This window comes from Streptococcus pseudoporcinus LQ 940-04 (assembly GCF_000188035.1).
Classification (GTDB): domain Bacteria; phylum Bacillota; class Bacilli; order Lactobacillales; family Streptococcaceae; genus Streptococcus; species Streptococcus pseudoporcinus.
Genome location: NZ_AEUY02000005.1, coordinates 596,674 through 613,574, shown reverse-complemented (window position 1 = coordinate 613,574; position 16,901 = coordinate 596,674). Strand labels below are relative to the sequence as shown.

23 protein-coding genes, 1 tRNA gene and 2 rRNA genes are annotated in these 16,901 nt (G+C 41.4%); all 26 read left to right on the top strand.

Annotation, left to right across the window (positions count from 1 at the left end; genetic code table 11):
• The first annotated feature begins 2 nt into the window (after positions 1-2).
• The 26 genes from rplV to STRPS_RS04200 all read left to right on the top strand — a co-directional run bounded on the left by rplV (position 3) and on the right by STRPS_RS04200 (position 16,740).
• Positions 3-347 carry a 50S ribosomal protein L22 gene (gene rplV / locus STRPS_RS04320; protein ID WP_000818141.1) on the top strand — a complete coding sequence of 115 codons (345 nt, stop codon included), beginning with the start codon at positions 3-5 and terminating at the stop codon, positions 345-347.
• Positions 348-359: 12 nt separating this feature from the next.
• On the top strand, positions 360-1,013 hold the full coding sequence (gene rpsC / locus STRPS_RS04315) for a 30S ribosomal protein S3 (RefSeq protein WP_003084368.1): 654 nt from the start codon (positions 360-362) through the stop codon (positions 1,011-1,013).
• A gap of 3 nt (positions 1,014-1,016) precedes the next feature.
• Positions 1,017-1,430 (top strand): 50S ribosomal protein L16, encoded by a 414-nt coding sequence (rplP, locus tag STRPS_RS04310; protein WP_003086024.1) that lies wholly within the window; start codon positions 1,017-1,019, stop codon positions 1,428-1,430.
• A gap of 9 nt (positions 1,431-1,439) precedes the next feature.
• Positions 1,440-1,646: a 50S ribosomal protein L29 gene (gene rpmC, locus STRPS_RS04305; RefSeq protein WP_003084036.1), complete on the top strand. Its 207-nt coding sequence runs from the start codon at positions 1,440-1,442 to the stop codon at positions 1,644-1,646.
• A 27-nt stretch (positions 1,647-1,673) separates the two neighbouring features.
• On the top strand, positions 1,674-1,934 hold the full coding sequence (gene rpsQ / locus STRPS_RS04300) for a 30S ribosomal protein S17 (RefSeq protein WP_003085717.1): 261 nt from the start codon (positions 1,674-1,676) through the stop codon (positions 1,932-1,934).
• A 24-nt stretch (positions 1,935-1,958) separates the two neighbouring features.
• Positions 1,959-2,327 (top strand): 50S ribosomal protein L14, encoded by a 369-nt coding sequence (rplN, locus tag STRPS_RS04295; protein WP_000615920.1) that lies wholly within the window; start codon positions 1,959-1,961, stop codon positions 2,325-2,327.
• Positions 2,328-2,411: 84 nt separating this feature from the next.
• Complete coding sequence (rplX, locus tag STRPS_RS04290; protein ID WP_007891837.1) at positions 2,412-2,717, top strand: 50S ribosomal protein L24; 306 nt, start codon at positions 2,412-2,414, stop codon at positions 2,715-2,717.
• 23 nt (positions 2,718-2,740) lie between these two features.
• Positions 2,741-3,283 carry a 50S ribosomal protein L5 gene (gene rplE / locus STRPS_RS04285; protein WP_003082717.1) on the top strand — a complete coding sequence of 181 codons (543 nt, stop codon included), beginning with the start codon at positions 2,741-2,743 and terminating at the stop codon, positions 3,281-3,283.
• A 15-nt stretch (positions 3,284-3,298) separates the two neighbouring features.
• Complete coding sequence (locus tag STRPS_RS04280) at positions 3,299-3,484, top strand: type Z 30S ribosomal protein S14 (RefSeq protein WP_002987746.1); 186 nt, start codon at positions 3,299-3,301, stop codon at positions 3,482-3,484.
• A 129-nt stretch (positions 3,485-3,613) separates the two neighbouring features.
• Positions 3,614-4,012 carry a 30S ribosomal protein S8 gene (gene rpsH / locus STRPS_RS04275; RefSeq protein ID WP_007891840.1) on the top strand — a complete coding sequence of 133 codons (399 nt, stop codon included), beginning with the start codon at positions 3,614-3,616 and terminating at the stop codon, positions 4,010-4,012.
• Positions 4,013-4,217: 205 nt separating this feature from the next.
• Positions 4,218-4,754, top strand: coding sequence for a 50S ribosomal protein L6 (gene rplF / locus STRPS_RS04270; protein WP_007891875.1), 537 nt, complete (start codon positions 4,218-4,220; stop codon positions 4,752-4,754).
• A gap of 96 nt (positions 4,755-4,850) precedes the next feature.
• The gene (rplR, locus tag STRPS_RS04265; RefSeq protein ID WP_003046068.1) at positions 4,851-5,207 is read left to right on the top strand and encodes a 50S ribosomal protein L18; all 357 of its coding nucleotides are present in this window, start codon (positions 4,851-4,853) and stop codon (positions 5,205-5,207) included.
• Positions 5,208-5,225: 18 nt separating this feature from the next.
• On the top strand, positions 5,226-5,720 hold the full coding sequence (gene rpsE, locus STRPS_RS04260; RefSeq protein WP_007891885.1) for a 30S ribosomal protein S5: 495 nt from the start codon (positions 5,226-5,228) through the stop codon (positions 5,718-5,720).
• Between the two features lie 14 nt (positions 5,721-5,734).
• The gene (rpmD, locus tag STRPS_RS04255) at positions 5,735-5,917 is read left to right on the top strand and encodes a 50S ribosomal protein L30 (RefSeq protein ID WP_007891758.1); all 183 of its coding nucleotides are present in this window, start codon (positions 5,735-5,737) and stop codon (positions 5,915-5,917) included.
• A gap of 122 nt (positions 5,918-6,039) precedes the next feature.
• Complete coding sequence (gene rplO / locus STRPS_RS04250; protein ID WP_007891651.1) at positions 6,040-6,480, top strand: 50S ribosomal protein L15; 441 nt, start codon at positions 6,040-6,042, stop codon at positions 6,478-6,480.
• Positions 6,481-6,496: 16 nt separating this feature from the next.
• The gene (secY, locus tag STRPS_RS04245) at positions 6,497-7,801 is read left to right on the top strand and encodes a preprotein translocase subunit SecY (protein WP_007891995.1); all 1,305 of its coding nucleotides are present in this window, start codon (positions 6,497-6,499) and stop codon (positions 7,799-7,801) included.
• Between the two features lie 141 nt (positions 7,802-7,942).
• Positions 7,943-8,581, top strand: coding sequence for an adenylate kinase (locus STRPS_RS04240; protein WP_007892004.1), 639 nt, complete (start codon positions 7,943-7,945; stop codon positions 8,579-8,581).
• Between the two features lie 119 nt (positions 8,582-8,700).
• A complete protein-coding gene (infA, locus tag STRPS_RS04235; protein ID WP_001040189.1) occupies positions 8,701-8,919 on the top strand; it encodes a translation initiation factor IF-1 in 219 nt (72 codons plus the stop codon).
• 25 nt (positions 8,920-8,944) lie between these two features.
• Positions 8,945-9,061, top strand: a complete 117-nt coding sequence (rpmJ, locus tag STRPS_RS10380; protein WP_000868345.1) for a 50S ribosomal protein L36 — start codon at positions 8,945-8,947, stop codon at positions 9,059-9,061.
• Between the two features lie 17 nt (positions 9,062-9,078).
• Positions 9,079-9,444, top strand: coding sequence for a 30S ribosomal protein S13 (gene rpsM, locus STRPS_RS04230; protein ID WP_003083837.1), 366 nt, complete (start codon positions 9,079-9,081; stop codon positions 9,442-9,444).
• Positions 9,445-9,461: 17 nt separating this feature from the next.
• Positions 9,462-9,845: a 30S ribosomal protein S11 gene (gene rpsK / locus STRPS_RS04225; RefSeq protein WP_001118387.1), complete on the top strand. Its 384-nt coding sequence runs from the start codon at positions 9,462-9,464 to the stop codon at positions 9,843-9,845.
• Between the two features lie 47 nt (positions 9,846-9,892).
• Complete coding sequence (locus STRPS_RS04220) at positions 9,893-10,831, top strand: DNA-directed RNA polymerase subunit alpha (protein ID WP_007891653.1); 939 nt, start codon at positions 9,893-9,895, stop codon at positions 10,829-10,831.
• A 14-nt stretch (positions 10,832-10,845) separates the two neighbouring features.
• A complete protein-coding gene (rplQ, locus tag STRPS_RS04215) occupies positions 10,846-11,232 on the top strand; it encodes a 50S ribosomal protein L17 (protein WP_007891755.1) in 387 nt (128 codons plus the stop codon).
• A gap of 575 nt (positions 11,233-11,807) precedes the next feature.
• A 16S ribosomal RNA gene (locus tag STRPS_RS04210) occupies positions 11,808-13,355 on the top strand.
• 109 nt (positions 13,356-13,464) lie between these two features.
• A tRNA-Ala gene (locus STRPS_RS04205) sits at positions 13,465-13,537 on the top strand.
• A 297-nt stretch (positions 13,538-13,834) separates the two neighbouring features.
• Positions 13,835-16,740 (top strand): 23S ribosomal RNA (locus STRPS_RS04200).
• Together the 16S and 23S rRNA genes with 1 tRNA gene alongside form the textbook arrangement of a ribosomal RNA operon.
• Positions 16,741-16,901 lie beyond the last annotated feature (161 nt).

The window sequence follows — 16,901 nt, the reverse complement described above, 5'->3', positions numbered from 1 at the left end:
CAATGGCAGAAATTACTTCAGCTAAAGCAATGGCTCGTACAGTCCGTGTTTCACCTCGTAAAACACGTTTAGTACTTGATCTTATCCGTGGTAAGAACGTTGCTGACGCAATCGCAATCTTAAAATTCACTCCAAACAAAGCAGCTCGTGTTATTGAGAAAACTCTTAACTCAGCAATTGCAAACGCAGAAAATAACTTTGGTTTGGAAAAAGCTAACTTGGTAGTATCTGAAACATTCGCAAATGAAGGACCTACAATGAAACGTTTCCGTCCACGTGCGAAAGGTTCAGCTTCACCAATCAATAAACGTACAACTCACGTAACTGTAGTTGTATCAGAAAAATAAGGAGGTAAAATCGTGGGTCAAAAAGTACATCCAATTGGTATGCGTGTCGGGATCATCCGTGACTGGGATGCAAAATGGTATGCTGAAAAAGAATACGCGGATTACCTTCATGAAGATCTTTCAATCCGTAAATTCATTCAAAAAGAATTAGCAGAAGCATCAGTTTCTACAATTGAAATTGAACGTGCTATCAACAAAGTTATCGTTTCATTACACACTGCAAAACCAGGCATGGTTATCGGTAAAGGTGGAGCAAACGTTGATACGCTTCGTGCTCAACTTAACAAATTAACTGGAAAACAAGTTCATATCAACATTATTGAAATCAAATCACCAGATCTTGACGCTCATCTTGTTGGTGAAAATATTGCTCGTCAACTTGAGCAACGTGTTGCTTTCCGTCGTGCTCAAAAACAAGCAATCCAACGTACAATGCGTGCTGGGGCTAAAGGGATTAAAACTCAGGTTTCAGGTCGTTTGAACGGTGCAGATATCGCTCGTGCTGAAGGATATTCAGAAGGAACTGTTCCTCTTCATACACTTCGTGCAGATATCGATTACGCTTGGGAAGAAGCAGACACTACATATGGTAAACTTGGTGTTAAAGTTTGGATCTATCGTGGTGAAGTTCTTCCGGCTCGTAAAAACACTAAAGGAGGCAAATAACAAATGTTAGTACCTAAACGTGTTAAACACCGTCGTGAGTTCCGTGGGAAAATGCGTGGTGAAGCAAAAGGTGGAAAAGAAGTATCATTCGGTGAATACGGTCTTCAAGCTACAACTAGCTCATGGATTACTAACCGCCAAATCGAAGCTGCTCGTATCGCAATGACTCGTTATATGAAACGTGGTGGTAAAGTTTGGATTAAAATTTTCCCTCATAAATCTTACACTGCTAAAGCTATCGGGGTTCGTATGGGTTCTGGTAAAGGTGCACCTGAAGGTTGGGTATCACCAGTTAAACGTGGTAAAGTAATGTTCGAAATCGCTGGTGTTTCTGAAGAAGTTGCACGTGAAGCATTCCGCCTTGCTGGCCATAAATTACCAGTTAAAGTTAAATTCGTAAAACGCGAAGCAGAATAAGGAGAAGACATGAAACTTGAAGAAATCAAAAAGTTTGTTGCTGAGCTTCGTGGCTTGTCTCAAGAAGAGCTTGCTAAAAAAGAAAACGAACTCAAGAAAGAACTTTTCGACCTTCGTTTTCAAGCTGCAGCAGGTCAACTTGATCAAACTGCTCGCTTAAACGAAGTTAAAAAGCAAATTGCACGTATTAAAACTGTGCAAACTGAAATGAAATAATAGATTGGGAAAGGAGAAATTCTAATAATGGAACGTAATCAACGTAAAACCCTTGTTGGACGTGTCGTATCTGACAAGATGGATAAAACAATCACTGTTATAGTTGAAACAAAACGTAACCACCCAGTCTATGGTAAACGTATCAACTATTCAAAAAAATATAAAGCACATGACGAAAACAACCTTGCTAAAGAAGGCGATATTGTTCGTATCATGGAAACTCGTCCACTATCAGCTACAAAACGTTTCCGTCTTGTAGAGGTATTGGAAAAAGCTGTTATTATCTAATCAAACTAAAAGGAGAAAATTGAAATGATTCAACAAGAAACTCGCTTGAAAGTTGCTGATAATAGCGGTGCCCGTGAAATCTTGACTATCAAAGTACTTGGTGGTTCAGGACGTAAATTCGCTAACATCGGTGACGTGATCGTTGCTTCTGTAAAACAAGCTACTCCTGGAGGAGCAGTTAAAAAAGGTGATGTTGTGAAAGCAGTTATCGTTCGTACAAAAACTGGTGCTCGCCGTCCAGACGGTTCATATATCAAGTTTGACGACAACGCTGCAGTAATCATCCGTGACGATAAAACTCCTCGCGGAACTCGTATCTTTGGCCCTGTTGCACGTGAATTACGTGAAGGTGGCTACATGAAGATCGTTTCACTTGCACCAGAAGTACTTTAATTTTAAATAATTAAACAAACTAAGTCCCCTAGGTTTTCCTAGGGTGCCCAAAGGGCGTAAGAAATTAATAGGAGAAAAACTCAAATGTTTGTAAAAAAAGGCGACAAAGTTCGCGTTATTGCTGGTAAAGACAAAGGGACTGAAGCAGTAGTTCTTAAAGCTCTTCCAAAAGTCAATAAAGTTGTTGTTGAAGGTGTTGGAATGATCAAAAAACACCAAAAACCTAACACAGAAAACCCTCAAGGTGCTATTGTTGAAAAAGAAGCACCAATCCACGTGTCAAACGTACAAGTACTTGACAAAAATGGTGTAGCTGGTCGTGTTGGTTATAAAGTTGTTGACGGCAAAAAAGTTCGTTACAGCAAAAAATCAGGCGAAGTGCTTGATTAATCACGAAGGAAAGGAGAAGCATAATGGCAAATCGTTTAAAAGAAAAATATACTAACGAAGTAATCCCTGCGTTGTCAGAGAAATTCAATTACTCTACAGTAATGGCTGTACCACGTGTTGAGAAAATTGTTCTTAACATGGGTGTTGGTGATGCTGTTTCTAACGCAAAAAACCTTGAAAAAGCTGCTGCAGAATTAGAGCTTATTTCAGGTCAAAAACCACTTATTACTAAAGCTAAGAAATCAATCGCTGGCTTCCGTCTTCGTGAAGGTGTTGCGATCGGTGCGAAGGTTACTCTTCGTGGCGAACGTATGTACGAATTCCTAGACAAATTAGTTAGCGTTTCACTTCCTCGTGTTCGTGATTTCCACGGAGTACCAACTAAATCATTTGATGGTCGTGGTAACTATACACTTGGTGTGAAAGAACAACTTATCTTCCCAGAAATCAACTTCGATGATGTTGATAAAGTACGTGGTCTTGATATCGTAATCGTCACTACTGCAAATACTGACGAAGAATCACGTGAATTGCTTAAAGGCCTTGGAATGCCTTTTGCAAAATAATAGGGGGTAAATAAATTGGCTAAAAAATCTATGATTGCTAAAAACAAACGTCCTGCGAAACACTCTACGCAAGCTTATACTCGCTGTGAAAAATGTGGCCGTCCACATTCAGTTTACCGTAAGTTCAAACTTTGCCGTGTTTGCTTCCGTGAATTGGCTTACAAAGGTCAAATTCCAGGTGTTGTAAAAGCTTCTTGGTAATTTGAAAATAACTAGTAATTATTTGTGCAATTAATACTAGAATACTGCTGATACAATGTATCGCTTGCCTTCGGGCACATTAACTAGCAAGTGATAAAATCAAACTGCTAGTAAGAGGAGAAATATAAAATGGTTATGACTGACCCAATTGCTGACTTTTTAACACGTATTCGTAACGCTAACCAAGTTAAACACGAAGTGTTAGAAGTTCCAGCTTCAAACATCAAAAAAGGGATTGCTGAAATCCTTAAACGTGAAGGTTTTGTAAAAAACGTTGAAGTTATTGAAGACGATAAACAAGGTATCATCCGTGTCTTCCTTAAATATGGTCAAAATGGCGAACGCGTAATCACTAACTTAAAACGTATTTCAAAACCGGGTCTTCGTGTTTACACAAAACGTGAAGATGTTCCTAAAGTTCTTAACGGACTTGGAATTGCAATCATTTCAACTTCTGAAGGTCTTTTGACTGATAGAGAAGCACGCCAAAAAAATGTTGGTGGAGAAGTTATTGCATACGTTTGGTAAAACCAAGATACAAAGGACGTAAAAATCCGTATGAAAATAGGAGGCTGACGTTGAAGTCTTCATGCTTCAAGGAAGCCTATCTTTTTCACGAGGATTTTAGTCCGTGTTCAATTTTGAAATAATAATTGAAAGTATCTCATTCTGCCTAACGCCCCGTGAAAACTAGCCTCCAATGGCTTGATAATTTAACAGGAGAAAAGAAAACATGTCACGTATTGGTAATAAAATTATTGTTATTCCTGCAGGAGTTGAGCTAAAAAACGATAACAATGTCGTAACAGTTAAAGGCCCTAAAGGAGAACTCACTCGTGAGTTTAACAAAAACATTGAAATTAAAGTTGAAGGTGCAGAAATTACAGTTGTGCGCCCTAATGACTCTAAAGAAATGAAAACAATCCATGGAACAACTCGTGCTTTGTTGAATAACATGGTACAAGGTGTTTCTGAAGGATTTAAAAAAGACCTTGAAATGAAGGGTGTCGGTTACCGTGCTCAACTTCAAGGAAACAAATTAGTTCTTTCAGTTGGTAAATCTCACCAAGACGAAGTAGAAGCACCAGAAGGGATTACTTTCTCACTTGCTAACCCAACTTCAATCACTGTTGAAGGCATTAGCAAAGAAAAAGTTGGTCAAACTGCTGCTTATATTCGTAGCTTACGTTCACCAGAACCTTATAAAGGTAAAGGTATTCGTTATGTTGGTGAATATGTACGCCTTAAAGAGGGTAAAACTGGTAAATAATGATTTCATTGACCTGATCAGAACTTTCTGGTCATTAGATGAAATAACTGCTGATTTGTTATAAAACAAATGTTTAAAAATTAAGAGGTGAAAATTGTGATTTCTAAACCAGATAAAAATAAAATCCGCCAAAAACGCCATCGTCGTGTCCGCGGTAAACTCTCTGGAACTGCAGAACGCCCACGTTTGAACGTATTTCGTTCTAATACAGGCATCTACGCTCAAGTAATTGATGACGTAGCGGGTGTAACGCTCGCAAGCGCATCAACTCTTGATAAAGACGTTTCAAAAGGAACAAAAACTGAACAAGCCGTTGTAGTCGGCAAACTTGTTGCTGAACGTGCAGTGGCTAAAGGTATTTCTGAAGTGGTGTTTGACCGCGGTGGATATCTCTATCACGGACGTGTTAAAGCTTTAGCTGATGCAGCTCGTGAAAACGGATTGAAATTCTAATAGGGAGGACACAAAATAATGGCATTTAAAGATAATGCAGTTGAACTTGAAGAACGCGTTGTTGCTATCAACCGTGTTACAAAAGTTGTAAAAGGTGGACGTCGTCTTCGCTTTGCAGCTCTTGTAGTTGTTGGTGATGGTAATGGCCGTGTAGGTTTTGGAACTGGTAAAGCTCAAGAAGTACCAGAAGCTATTCGTAAAGCTGTTGAAGCAGCTAAAAAGAATATGATCGAAGTACCAATGGTTGGAACAACAATTCCTCATGAAGTTTTCACTAACTTCGGAGGAGCAAAAGTATTGTTAAAACCAGCGGTAGAAGGTTCTGGAGTTGCCGCAGGTGGTGCAGTTCGTGCCGTTGTGGAATTGGCAGGTATTGCTGATATCACTTCAAAATCACTTGGTTCAAACACTCCAATCAACATTGTTCGTGCAACTGTTGAAGGTTTGAAACAGCTTAAACGTGCAGAAGAAGTTGCTGCTTTGCGTGGCGTTTCAATTTCTGACTTAGCTTAAGAAAGGAGATTATAATGGCTCAAATTAAAATTACTTTGACTAAGTCTCCAATCGGGCGTAAACCAGAACAACGTAAAACTGTTCAAGCTCTTGGACTTGGTAAATTAAACTCTTCAGTGATTAAAGAAGATAATGCTGCTATCCGTGGTATGGTTACAGCTATCTCTCATTTATTAACAGTCGAAGACGTTAAATAAAAATGGTTTAAGTCGTAGAGAATTGCTCTGCGACTTATAGTTGATTATATGTATAGGCGAGTTTCTATGGGGAGTCCTTTCCCCTCATAGAGGCGCTAGCATTTTACAAAAAAGGAGAAAAAATGAAACTTCATGAATTAAAAGCTGCTGAAGGCTCACGTAAAGTACGCAACCGTGTAGGTCGTGGTTCTTCATCAGGTAATGGTAAAACATCTGGACGCGGACAAAAAGGTCAAAACTCACGTAGTGGTGGTGGCGTTCGTTTAGGCTTCGAGGGTGGACAAACTCCATTATTCCGTCGCATGCCAAAACGTGGATTCTCAAACATCAACACTAAAGAGTATGCTCTTGTTAACCTTGATCAATTAAACGTTTTTGAAGATGGCACAGAAGTAACACCAGTAATTCTTAAAGAAGCTGGGATCGTACGTGCTGAAAAATCAGGCGTTAAAATTCTTGGTAACGGTGAATTGACTAAAAAATTGACTGTCAAAGCAGCTAAATTCTCAAAATCTGCTGAAGCAGCAATTACTGCTAAAGGTGGTTCAATCGAAGTCATTTAATGAGGGGTAACTCATTATGTTCTTAAAAATACTTAAAGATGCACTGAAAATAAAGACTGTAAGACAAAAAATATTGTATACAATCTTTATTATTCTCATATTTCGTATCGGGACACACATTACTGTACCTGGTGTTAATGCAAAGAGCTTAGAGCAATTGAGTGAGCTTCCTTTTCTGAATATGTTGAACTTGGTTAGTGGTAATGCCATGAGAAACTTTTCTGTTTTCTCTATGGGGGTAAGTCCCTATATTACGGCATCTATCGTTGTTCAACTATTACAGATGGATATTTTACCTAAATTTGTTGAATGGGGTAAACAAGGAGAAGTGGGTCGCCGTAAGTTAAATCAAGCGACGCGTTATATTTCCTTAGGACTAGCTTTCATTCAATCAATTGGGATTACGGCAGGTTTTAATAGCTTGTCAAATGTTGCTTTAGTTTCAACACCAAATGTTAAAACGTATTTACTAATTGGTGCGTTGTTAACAACAGGTAGTGTGATTGTGACCTGGTTAGGGGAACAAATTACAGATAAAGGATTCGGAAACGGTGTTTCGATGATTATCTTTGCAGGTATCATTTCATCAATTCCAAATGCGATTGCTACAGTATATGAAGATTATTTTGTAAATGTTAAGGCAGGAGATATCCAATCATCATACCTTGCTGTTGGGATTTTAATCGTTGCTGTACTAGCTATTGTCTTCTTTACAACATTTGTTCAACAAGCGGAATACAAAATTCCAATCCAATATACAAAACTTGTTCAGGGAGCACCAACAAGTTCGTATCTCCCTTTAAAAGTTAATCCAGCAGGCGTTATTCCCGTTATCTTTGCTAGCTCGATTACGACCATTCCAAGTACTCTTATTCCTTTCTTTCAAAATGGAAGAGATATCCCGTGGCTAACAAAACTGCAAGACATTTTAAATTATCAGTCTCCGACTGGTATGATTGTTTATGCATTTTTGATTATATTGTTCTCATTCTTCTATACCTTTGTACAAGTTAATCCTGAGAAAACAGCTGAAAATCTACAGAAGAACTCGTCTTATATTCCAAGTGTTCGACCTGGACGTGAAACAGAATTATATATGTCATCCTTGCTTAAAAAATTAGCAACTTTAGGTTCTATTTTCTTAGCATTTATCTCTCTTGTTCCAATTGCGGCACAACAAATACTGAACCTTTCTTCAGGTATTGCCTTAGGTGGAACAAGCTTGCTTATCTTGATTTCGACAGGAATTGAAGGGATGAAACAACTTGAAGGCTACCTTCTAAAAAGAAAGTATGTCGGATTTATGAATACAGCAGAATAGAATATAGGTTGACAATGTCAACCTTCTATTTTGTTTTCAGGTGATAGTAAGACTTGGTCAGATTTCTTATTATCATTTGAAAACAAAAACACAAAATGAAGTCATTCATTTTTATTATTTTTAGTCAAAGAGGAGACTGACATGAATCTTTTAATTATGGGTTTACCAGGAGCAGGAAAAGGAACTCAAGCCTCAAAAATTGTTGACGAATTTGGCCTTATTCACATTTCAACTGGCGACATGTTCCGTGCAGCGATGGCTAACCAAACTGAAATGGGTAAACTAGCTAAATCTTATATTGATAAAGGCGATTTAGTACCAGACGAAGTAACAAATGGTATTGTTAAAGAGCGTTTATCTCAGGACGATATTAAGGAAAAAGGTTTCCTATTAGATGGTTATCCACGTACAATTGATCAAGCACATGCATTAGATAAAACATTGGAAGAACTTTCTTTACAACTAAATGGTGTGATTAATATTGACGTTAACCCTGAATCATTAATTGAACGCTTAAGTGGCCGTATCATTAACAAAAAAACAGGAGAAACCTTCCATAAAGTCTTCAACCCACCAGCAGGTGATTATAACGAAGATGATTATTACCAACGTGAAGATGACAAGCCTGAAACCGTTAAACGTCGTTTAGATGTCAATATCGCGCAAGGTCAGCCAATAATTGACCACTATCGTAAAGTAGGCATTGTCCACGATATTAAAGGTGATCAAGAAATACCACAAGTTTTTGTTGATATCAAAAAAGTGATTGATAGTCTATGATTTTTCTTGCAAAAAACTTGCGAAAGTTGAAGTGAAGTGCTATAATAGGCTAGTCTGACTTATAATTGTTACCTCTGTGCTCAGAGGACATCAAATCGAAATTTAGGGGGTGCTTTTGCGTGGCAAAAGAAGACGTGATTGAAATTGAAGGCAAGGTTGTAGAGACGATGCCAAATGCAATGTTTACTGTTGAATTAGAAAATGGGCACCAAATTCTAGCAACTGTATCAGGGAAAATCCGTAAAAATTACATTCGTATTTTAGTAGGTGACCGTGTTACTGTAGAAATGAGTCCGTATGATTTAACACGTGGACGCATCACATACCGCTTTAAATAGTCGAAATAATTGGAGGGATTAAAACATGAAGGTAAGACCATCGGTTAAACCAATTTGCGAATACTGTAAAGTTATTCGTCGTAACGGTCGTGTTATGGTGATTTGTCCAACAAATCCAAAACACAAACAACGTCAAGGATAATATAGAAAGGAGAAAAAATGGCTCGTATAGCTGGAGTTGATATTCCAAATGATAAACGCGTAGTAATTTCACTTACTTATGTTTACGGCATTGGTCTTGCAACATCACAAAAAATCTTAGCAGCTGCTGGTATTTCTGAAGATATCCGTGTTAAAGATTTAACAAGTGATCAAGAAGATGCAATCCGTCGTGAAATCGATTCAATCAAAGTTGAAGGTGACCTCCGTCGTGAAGTTAACTTAAACATTAAACGTTTGATGGAAATCGGATCATACCGTGGAATTCGTCACCGTCGTGGACTTCCTGTCCGTGGACAAAACACAAAAAACAACGCTCGCACTCGTAAAGGTAAACCTACTGCGATTGCTGGTAAGAAAAAATAAAATAGGAGGTAAAAAAATTGGCTAAACCAACACGTAAACGTCGTGTGAAAAAGAACATCGAATCTGGTGTTGCCCATATTCACGCTACATTTAATAACACTATTGTTATGATTACAGATGTTCATGGTAATGCTCTTGCATGGTCATCAGCGGGTGCGCTTGGCTTCAAAGGATCTCGTAAATCAACTCCTTTTGCTGCTCAAATGGCTGCTGAAGCTGCTGCAAAATCTGCACAAGAACACGGTCTAAAAACTGTTGAAGTTACTGTAAAAGGCCCTGGTTCAGGTCGTGAATCTGCTATTCGTGCACTTGCTGCTGCAGGTCTTGAAGTGACTGCAATTCGTGACGTGACTCCTGTACCACATAACGGTGCTCGTCCTCCAAAACGTCGTCGTGTATAATCATAATTACTATATAGTACACAAGTTTCGTTTCGAGGGGTGAAAAAATGATTGAGTTTGAAAAACCAACAATAACAAAAATTGATGAAAATAAAGATTACGGCAGATTTGTCATCGAACCATTAGAACGTGGTTACGGAACAACTCTCGGTAATTCACTTCGTCGTGTACTCTTGTCTTCCTTACCAGGTGCGGCAGTTACATCAATCAAAATTGATGGAGTACTACACGAATTTGATACAATCCCAGGTGTACGTGAAGACGTCATGCAAATTATCCTTAATATTAAAGGACTTGCAGTAAAATCTTACGTAGAAGACGAAAAGATGATCGAACTTGATGTTGAAGGTCCTGCAGAAGTAACTGCTGGAGATATTTTAACAGATAGCGACATTGAACTTGTTAACCCAGATCATTATCTCTTTACTATCGCTGAAGGCCATTCGCTAAAAGCAACTATGACTGTTGCCAAAAAACGTGGATATGTCCCTGCAGAAGGTAATAAAAAAGATGATGCACCTGTAGGAACATTGGCTGTCGATTCTATCTACACGCCAGTTAAAAAAGTTAATTATCAAGTAGAACCTGCCCGCGTTGGTAGTAATGATGGCTTTGATAAATTAACAATTGAAATCATGACAAATGGAACAATCATCCCTGAAGATGCATTAGGTCTGTCTGCTCGAGTTTTAATCGAACACTTGAATCTCTTTACAGACTTAACAGAAGTTGCAAAAGCAACGGATGTTATGAAAGAAACTGAAAAAGTGAACGATGAAAAAGTACTTGACCGCACAATTGAGGAGCTTGATTTGTCCGTACGCTCATATAACTGTCTAAAACGTGCAGGTATTAACACTGTATTTGATTTAACAGAAAAATCTGAGCCTGAAATGATGAAAGTTCGCAACCTTGGACGTAAAAGTCTTGAAGAAGTTAAGGTTAAACTTGCTGACTTAGGTTTAGGACTAAAAAACGATAAATAATATAGGAGGACAAAATGGCTTACCGTAAACTAGGACGCACTAGCTCACAACGTAAAGCAATGCTTCGTGATTTAACGACTGACTTATTAATCAACGAAACAATTGTTACAACTGAAGCACGTGCAAAAGAAATCCGTAAAACAGTTGAAAAAATGATTACTTTAGGTAAACGTGGTGATCTTCATGCTCGTCGTCAAGCAGCTGCTTACGTACGTAATGAAATTGCATCAGAAAACTATGATGAAGCAACAGATAAATACACATCTAAAACAGCCCTTCAAAAACTTTTTGATGACATCGCACCTCGTTACGCTGAACGTAATGGTGGATACACACGTATTCTTAAAACAGAACCACGCCGTGGAGATGCTGCTCCGATGGCAATTATTGAATTAGTATAATTTTTATCAATTTTGTTGAGTGTTATGATGGTGGAACATTCTTTATTTCGTTCTTAGTCTAGCTCTGGTCTACCGCTAGGAAGTATTCCTAGCGGGAACACTCATCATATTGTTAATGGTAACGCTTGTTTACGAAATACATCTAATTTTAGAGGGATTTCGCAAGCAGGCGTTTTATAATGTCTAAAAAGCTCTCTCAGGGTGTTTAGATCCATACTGATACTTTTAGGTTATTTTGAATAATATAGCCTTAAATTGGCGTTTAAATAGCTTATAAAATAATTCTAAAAATTTTCAAAAAAACCTTGACAAAGATGAAAAAGGTAGTTATACTAATAAAGTTGCTAAAAGGGCAACAAGGATCCCAACGAGGCCGAAATAAAAAGAAAAAAGTTATTGACAAAGGCAGAAATAGTTGGTAGAATGAAATAGTTGTCTCGTAAGAGACAAAGACCTTTGAGAACTGAATAAGACAAGAATAACCAAACGTGAGGGTGATATGTTAGCGCATATTACCCGTCAAAGCAAAAGACAATAAATCTGTCAGCGACAGAAAAGAACGAGTGAGTTCAAACTAAAAAGAGAGTTTGATCCTGGCTCAGGACGAACGCTGGCGGCGTGCCTAATACATGCAAGTAGAACGCTGAGGTCTGGTGCTTGCACTAGACCAAGGAGTTGCGAACGGGTGAGTAACGCGTAGGTAACCTACCTCATAGCGGGGGATAACTATTGGAAACGATAGCTAATACCGCATGAGACTGGGGTTCACATGAACCCGAGTTAAAAGGAGCAAAAGCTTCACTATGAGATGGACCTGCGTTGTATTAGCTAGTTGGTGAGGTAAAGGCTCACCAAGGCGACGATACATAGCCGACCTGAGAGGGTGATCGGCCACACTGGGACTGAGACACGGCCCAGACTCCTACGGGAGGCAGCAGTAGGGAATCTTCGGCAATGGGGGGAACCCTGACCGAGCAACGCCGCGTGAGTGAAGAAGGTTTTCGGATCGTAAAGCTCTGTTGTTAGAGAAGAACGGTAATGGGAGTGGAAAATCCATTATGTGACGGTAACTAACCAGAAAGGGACGGCTAACTACGTGCCAGCAGCCGCGGTAATACGTAGGTCCCGAGCGTTGTCCGGATTTATTGGGCGTAAAGCGAGCGCAGGCGGTTTGATAAGTCTGAAGTTAAAGGCTGTGGCTTAACCATAGTATGCTTTGGAAACTGTCAAACTTGAGTGCAGAAGGGGAGAGTGGAATTCCATGTGTAGCGGTGAAATGCGTAGATATATGGAGGAACACCGGTGGCGAAAGCGGCTCTCTGGTCTGTAACTGACGCTGAGGCTCGAAAGCGTGGGGAGCAAACAGGATTAGATACCCTGGTAGTCCACGCCGTAAACGATGAGTGCTAGGTGTTAGGCCCTTTCCGGGGCTTAGTGCCGGAGCTAACGCATTAAGCACTCCGCCTGGGGAGTACGACCGCAAGGTTGAAACTCAAAGGAATTGACGGGGGCCCGCACAAGCGGTGGAGCATGTGGTTTAATTCGAAGCAACGCGAAGAACCTTACCAGGTCTTGACATCCTTCTGACCGGCCTAGAGATAGGCTTTCTCTTAGGAGCAGAAGAGACAGGTGGTGCATGGTTGTCGTCAGCTCGTGTCGTGAGATGTTGGGTTAAGTCCCGCAACGAGCGCAACCCCTATTGTTAGTTGCCATCATTAAGTTGGGCACTCTAGCGAGACTGCCGGTAATAAACCGGAGGAAGGTGGGGATGACGTCAAATCATCATGCCCCTTATGACCTGGGCTACACACGTGCTACAATGGTTGGTACAACGAGTCGCAAGCCGGTGACGGCAAGCTAATCTCTTAAAGCCAATCTCAGTTCGGATTGTAGGCTGCAACTCGCCTACATGAAGTCGGAATCGCTAGTAATCGCGGATCAGCACGCCGCGGTGAATACGTTCCCGGGCCTTGTACACACCGCCCGTCACACCACGAGAGTTTGTAACACCCGAAGTCGGTGAGGTAACCTTTTAGGAGCCAGCCGCCTAAGGTGGATAGATGATTGGGGTGAAGTCGTAACAAGGTAGCCGTATCGGAAGGTGCGGCTGGATCACCTCCTTTCTAAGGAAATGGAAGACGTTTGTCTTGTCTTATTTAGTTTTGAGAGGTCTTATATAAGCTTCATGATAAGATAGCACACCACTAATAATGCAAAACCAGTTTATTAGTCGGGGCCTTAGCTCAGCTGGGAGAGCGCCTGCTTTGCACGCAGGAGGTCAGCGGTTCGATCCCGCTAGGCTCCATAGGATATAAGTCCACCTAAACTTAATAATAAGTGAAGTTGAACACGCAACTAACTTCCTAGGAAAATAGATAATCTTCCTTGTGTGCAAGCACACTGTGTCAGATTCCTAATTTTCTACAGAAGTTTCGCTAAAGCGACCGTTGCTTTGTATCCTAGTATAGTCCATTGAAAATTGAATAACTATATCAAATTCCACGATCATGAAAATGATTGTAGAAAAGTAACAGAAATAACCGAAAAAAGATAAACGCGAACATATTAAAAAAAATCAAGAAGGTCGCAAGACTGGAAATAAGGTTAAGTTAATAAGGGCGCACGGTGGATGCCTTGGCACTAGAAGCCGAAGAAGGACGTGACTAACGACGAAATGCTTTGGGGAGCTGTAAGTAAGCGCTGATCCAGAGATGTCCGAATGGGGGAACCCACTAACTAATGGTTAGTATCCATGACTGTAAAGGTTGTGAGAAGGAAGACGCAGTGAACTGAAACATCTAAGTAGCTGCAGGAAGAGAAAGCAAACGCGATTGCCTTAGTAGCGGCGAGCGAAACGGCAGGAGGGCAAACCGAGGAGTTTACTCCTCGGGGTTGTAGGACTGCGATGTGGGACTTAAATTTAATAGAAGAATTACCTGGGAAGGTAAGCCAAAGAGAGTAACAGCATCGTATTTAAAATTGAATTAAGCCCTAGCAGAATCCTGAGTACGGCGAGACACGCGAAATCTCGTCGGAATCTGGGAGGACCATCTCCCAACCCTAAATACTCTCTAGTGACCGATAGTGAACCAGTACCGTGAGGGAAAGGTGAAAAGCACCCCGGGAGGGGAGTGAAATAGAACCTGAAACCGTGTGCCTACAACAAGTTCGAGCCCGTTAATGGGTGAGAGCGTGCCTTTTGTAGAATGAACCGGCGAGTTACGTTATGATGCGAGGTTAAGTTGAAGAGACGGAGCCGTAGGGAAACCGAGTCTTAAAAGGGCGCTTTAGTATCATGATGTAGACCCGAAACCATGTGACCTACCCATGAGCAGGTTGAAGGTGCGGTAAAACGCACTGGAGGACCGAACCAGGGCACGTTGAAAAGTGCTTGGATGACTTGTGGGTAGCGGAGAAATTCCAAACGAACTTGGAGATAGCTGGTTCTCTCCGAAATAGCTTTAGGGCTAGCGTCGATGTTAAGTCTCTTGGAGGTAGAGCACTGTTTGGGTGAGGGGTCCATCCCGGATTACCAATCTCAGATAAACTCCGAATGCCAAGTAGATATAATCGGCAGTCAGACTGCGAGTGCTAAGATCCGTAGTCGAAAGGGAAACAGCCCAGACCACCAGCTAAGGTCCCCAAATAATTGTTAAGTGGAAAAGGATGTGGGGTTGCACAGACAACTAGGATGTTAGCTTAGAAGCAGCTATTCATTCAAAGAGTGCGTAATAGCTCACTAGTCGAGTGACCCTGCGCCGAAAATGTACCGGGGCTAAAACAATTTACCGAAGCTGTGGATTACTAGTAATAGTAATGGTAGGAGAGCGTTCTATGTGTGAAGAAGGTATACCGTGAGGAGTGCTGGAACGCATAGAAGTGAGAATGCCGGTATGAGTAGCGCAAGACAGGTGAGAATCCTGTCCACCGTAAGACTAAGGTTTCCAGGGGAAGGCTCGTCCGCCCTGGGTTAGTCGGGACCTAAGGAGAGACCGAAAGGTGTATTCGATGGGCAACAGGTTGATATTCCTGTACTAGAGTATGAAGTGATGGAGGGACGCAGTAGGCTAACTAAAGCGGGCGATTGGAAGAGCCCCGTCTAAGCAGTGAGGTGTGATATGAGTCAAATGCTTATATCTCTAACATTGAGCTGTGATGGGGAGCGAAGTTTAGTAGCGAAGTTAGTGATGTCACACTGCCAAGAAAATCTTCTAGCGTAGTATCATACTCTACCCGTACCGCAAACCGACACAGGTAGTCGAGGCGAGTAGCCTCAGGTGATCGAGAGAACTCTCGTTAAGGAACTCGGCAAAATGACCCCGTAACTTAGGGAGAAGGGGTGCTGTCAGCGATGACAGCCGCAGTGAATAGGCCCAAGCAACTGTTTATCAAAAACACAGCTCTCTGCTAAATCGTAAGATGATGTATAGGGGGTGACGCCTGCCCGGTGCTGGAAGGTTAAGAGGAGGGTTTAGCGCAAGCGAAGATCTGAATTGAAGCCCCAGTAAACGGCGGCCGTAACTATAACGGTCCTAAGGTAGCGAAATTCCTTGTCGGGTAAGTTCCGACCCGCACGAAAGGCGTAATGATTTGGGCACTGTCTCAACGAGAGACTCGGTGAAATTTTAGTACCTGTGAAGATGCAGGTTACCCGCGACAGGACGGAAAGACCCCATGGAGCTTTACTGCAGTTTGATATTGAGTATCTGTACCACATGTACAGGATAGGTAGGAGCCATAGAGAACGGGACGCCAGTTTCGTTAGAGGCGCTGTTGGGATACTACCCTTGTGTTATGGCTACTCTAACCCAGATAGGAAATCCCTATCGGAGACAGTGTCTGACGGGCAGTTTGACTGGGGCGGTCGCCTCCTAAAAGGTAACGGAGGCGCCCAAAGGTTCCCTCAGATTGGTTGGAAATCAATCGCAGAGTGTAAAGGTATAAGGGAGCTTGACTGCGAGAGCAACAACTCGAGCAGGGACGAAAGTCGGGCTTAGTGATCCGGTGGTTCCGCATGGAAGGGCCATCGCTCAACGGATAAAAGCTACCCTGGGGATAACAGGCTTATCTCCCCCAAGAGTTCACATCGACGGGGAGGTTTGGCACCTCGATGTCGGCTCGTCGCATCCTGGGGCTGTAGTCGGTCCCAAGGGTTGGGCTGTTCGCCCATTAAAGCGGCACGCGAGCTGGGTTCAGAACGTCGTGAGACAGTTCGGTCCCTATCCGTCGCGGGCGTAGGAAATTTGAGAGGATCTGCTCCTAGTACGAGAGGACCAGAGTGGACTTACCGCTGGTGTACCAGTTGTCTTGCCAAAGGCATCGCTGGGTAGCTATGTAGGGAAGGGATAAGCGCTGAAAGCATCTAAGTGCGAAGCCCCCCTCAAGATGAGATTTCCCATGATTAGATATCAGTAAGAGCCCTGAGAGATGATCAGGTAGATAGGTTAGAAGTGGAAGTAGTGTGAGCTATGAAGCGGACTAATACTAATAGCTCGAGGACTTATCCAAAGATAAAAAAGTTTATTGACAATGAGGTAGAGTTCTTGGTAAGATATAGTTATTCAATTTTGAGTGGACTAAATGAAGTAATGAGAACGTAAAAAAATACTGTATGAAAATAGGAAAGTGACGCTGTGTGCTTGCACAAGGAAGTTTATCTTTTTGACTAA